Below are 3,725 nucleotides of genomic sequence, written 5' to 3'. Positions count from 1 at the left end.
TATTGACTGGAACTGCTCTTGATGTCAAGATCAGAAGCACTCTTATCTACACAATTGTCGGTGTTTTTTTTGTGATCGTTTTCGGATTGGTCGATTATTCTCTCGGTGAACTTCTGCAGAATATTTTTGGAAAATTCGTAGGTTCGGAGTTTATTGCCGGAATTCCCGTGACCATCGGTTTGATCGCTTTCTTTAATCCGGTCAGGAACAAAGTAGAGAAGATCGTGGATAACAAATTGAATACTTCGGAACTTGATTTTCTGGAAAAAACTGAAACTTTCACGCACAATCTTTCGGAAGAAGGGGTTTTGGAAGGTTTCGAGGAATACATCTGTGAAAATTTGATCCATCGACTTCCAATCTCAAAGGTTGCTTTGGTTTCGTATGATAATGAGATGAAGAATTACAAATTCAATGAGATCAGGGGAAGTGATGTTATCGAGAATTCCAAAGTTGATGATGTACATTTGTATCTTCTGGAAAATAAAATCCATAAAAATTACGGAACTCTAAATGAGAACCAGCAGGATATTTCCAGTTTTGCTTTGATCATTCCCATCATTTACGATCTCGATCACAAATGGTTTCTGGCTCTTGGAAAAAAGAATGATAGATCACTTTACAGTAAAAGAGATGAACAGGCATTGATCCAACTATCAGAACGGATAAAACTTTCTTTAAAATTCATTCTTGCTTATGAGGAGATCGTTGATAAAAAATATCATCAAACTATTGAAGAATATAAGAAAAATGCCCAGGAGAAGGAAAAAGAAATTCAGGAACTGAAAAATACTCTATCTAATATATAAGATAAGAAAACCGGTTAATTCTTTGCAAAAAAAGATGATATCTCGCGCTGTTTAAGAGACAATCCAGAACATTTGAATGCTTTCTTCTGAACCTTAAAAGAGTCCATCGGAACCTTTAATGGATTCGTTTGAGACGCCAGCGGATTAGTTTAGAAGAAGGCTGCGTTCATTAAATAGATGATGTGATATATTATCAATTTTTTCCATATTTAAAGCTTATTTATGAAATCCCAATATCTTTGCTTCTAAAAATCCTAAAAGAAATTGAAAGAATCCCCATAAAAGCAGGATAATAAAACTGGTTTTCCAACTTAATTTATAAACGAATTTGATAGTGAAAAAAGAAATGACTGGAACTGAAAATTTAAGAGAATTACTGAACATAGATGAGTAAAATCCCTGAAGGTTGATTTGATTAAACAAAAATGACAAAAATGTAATAACTAATGTTATTATAAAAGTTTTTAGAAATGAAATAAATAAGGATTCCTGTTCATCATCTTCAGCACCGATAAAATTTACTAAAATCCATAATACGATTGCTTTGAGCAGAAGCATTAAGGTGGTAACAGCAGTTTTGATCAACATAAATCATCTGGAAATATCAGAACGGCAAAGCCATATTTTTCATTGCTTTAGGATTATTGAATTTCTTCATCATTTTTTTCATCTGCTCGAATTGTTTTAACAAACGATTAACCTGTTGGATGGATGTTCCGCTACCTTTGGCAATTCTGTGCCTTCTCTGACCATTGATTATCAAAGGTTTTTCCCTTTCACGAGGAGTCATCGAAAAAATGATCGCTTCGATATGTTTCAACTCTTTTTCATCGACTTTCATCCCTTTCAGGGCTTTTGTATTCATTCCAGGCAGCATCCCAACGATCTGTTCGAGAGGTCCCATATTTCTAATTTGCTGAAGTTGAGAAAGAAAATCAGTGAAAGTGAACTGGTTTTTCTTCAGTTTTTTAGCCAGCTTTTCAGCTTCTTCCAAGTCCATCGTTGCTTCTGCTTTTTCAATCAAAGTCAGGACATCGCCCATACCAAGAATCCTGTTTGCCATTCTATCCGGGTGGAACTCTTCGAAATCAGCGATCTTCTCTCCGGAACCGACAAATACAACCGGTTTATCAGTAACAGCCTTGATGGAAAGAGCAGCTCCACCGCGCGCGTCACTGTCCATTTTGGTGAGAATAACTCCGTTGAACTCCAATTGATCATTGAATTCTCTGGCAACAGTGACAGCATCCTGACCTGTCATGGCATCTGCAACAAAAAAAATATAATCCGGTTTAAGGAATTTCTTCAGATCACGCAGTTCCTTCATCATTTGTCCATCTATATGAAGTCTGCCGGCAGTATCGAAGATCATAAAATTTATTTCGGATCGTTCTGCTTCATTCACTGCCTTTTTAGCGATCTTGAGAACATTTTTAGACTTTTCATCGGAATATACAGGAAGGCTCAATTGTTTTCCCAAAACCTCTAACTGGTGAATCGCAGCCGGTCGATAAATATCGCAGGCAACCAGCATCGGTGAAAGATTTTTTTTCCTGAAAAAAGAAGCTAATTTCGCACAAGTAGTAGTTTTTCCCGAACCCTGCAAGCCCACGAGCATGATCTTATTCAAACGATTATCGTGCAGTTTGATCTCGAAGTTTTCCTTTCCCATCAGATTGATCAGCTGTTCATGGACTATCTTTACGACCTGATGTCCGGGAGTCAGGCTTTTCATTACTTTCTGACCAATAGCTCGCGAGCTGACTTCGTTGATAAAGTTTTTTACGATTTTGAAATTTACATCAGCTTCCAGTAAAGCTCTGCGAACTTCCCGCATGGAATCTTTTATATTCTGCTCGGTCAGTTTCCCCTGACCTTTTAATTTTTTGAAGATGTCGTTAAATTTGTCTGTTAAATTGTCGAACATTTGGTTTCCTTTTGAAAAATATCATTCTGAGTTTTCTTACGCCAAGTTTCTCACGCAGAATCTGCAACTTGTGTATTTTATCAATTCTTTATTGAAGATTCCTGGACAGAAAAAATGAGAGAAATCTTGGAATGACACTCCACTCCTTTCGTTCCCAAATTCCATTTGGGAATGACATTAAGTTTTTACTTTTATTTTATTTGATGTAAAATTTGCGAAATTCAATTTTTATCCAATCGTGTTCCCAAATAAAATCTGGGAACAAGAAAACAATTTCTTATTGGAGATTCCTCGACAGAAAAATGACAATGAATTCTCAAGATGAAAGTTTATTTACCTATTTAAATAATTATCTTAAACTATCAATCTGTTCTTTAAAATTTTCTTTCCCAAAAATATAAGAACCGGAAACAAGAATATCAGCTCCTGCTTTGATCAGGCTTTTTGCATTTTTATCGTTAACTCCACCATCGACTTCGATTTTTAATTCAGGATTTTTCTGGATGGAGAATTCTCGTAATTTCCTGATCTTATCATAAACTAAAGGCAGAAACTTTTGCCCCCCAAATCCGGGATTAACGCTCATCAAAAGCACGAAATCAAGTTCCGGAATGATCGGAAAAATCGTTTCGATGGGAGTTGCAGGATTCAAAGCAATACCGGCTTTGACATTTTCTGATCTTAAGAAAGAAATTTGTCGATGCAAATGAAAGACAGTTTCCTGATGAATGCAGACATATTCAATTTTCCAATCAGCGAGAATATCCAAATAAATTTCCGGATTTGTTACCATCAAATGCACATCGAGAGGGATTTTGGAGATTTGTTTGATCTGCTTGATAATGGGTAATCCGAAAGTAAGATTCGGAACAAAATGACCATCCATAACATCGAGATGGAGAATATCTGCTCCGGCTTCCTGAACTTTATTTATTTCCTGTTTTAAATTTGTGAAATCCGCTGATAAAATGGAAGGAGCGATTTTTGTC

General features: G+C 36.0%; 3 protein-coding genes. All 3 read right to left on the bottom strand.

The genetic code is table 11. The annotated features are described in order from the left end of the window. Positions 1–1,025 precede the first annotated feature (1,025 nt). A complete protein-coding gene (locus ENL20_09800) occupies positions 1,026–1,397 on the bottom strand; it encodes a hypothetical protein (protein ID HHE38850.1) in 372 nt (123 codons plus the stop codon). Between the two features lie 16 nt (positions 1,398–1,413). Beyond that, positions 1,414–2,736, bottom strand: coding sequence for a signal recognition particle protein (locus ENL20_09795; protein HHE38849.1), 1,323 nt, complete (start codon positions 2,734–2,736; stop codon positions 1,414–1,416). A gap of 349 nt (positions 2,737–3,085) precedes the next feature. Continuing rightward, the gene (gene rpe / locus ENL20_09790) at positions 3,086–3,718 is read right to left on the bottom strand and encodes a ribulose-phosphate 3-epimerase (GenBank protein HHE38848.1); all 633 of its coding nucleotides are present in this window, start codon (positions 3,716–3,718) and stop codon (positions 3,086–3,088) included. Positions 3,719–3,725 lie beyond the last annotated feature (7 nt).

The organism is Candidatus Cloacimonadota bacterium (genome assembly GCA_011372345.1).
Classification (GTDB): domain Bacteria; phylum Cloacimonadota; class Cloacimonadia; order Cloacimonadales; family TCS61; genus DRTC01.
This window is presented reverse-complemented; position numbering and strand designations above follow the sequence as displayed.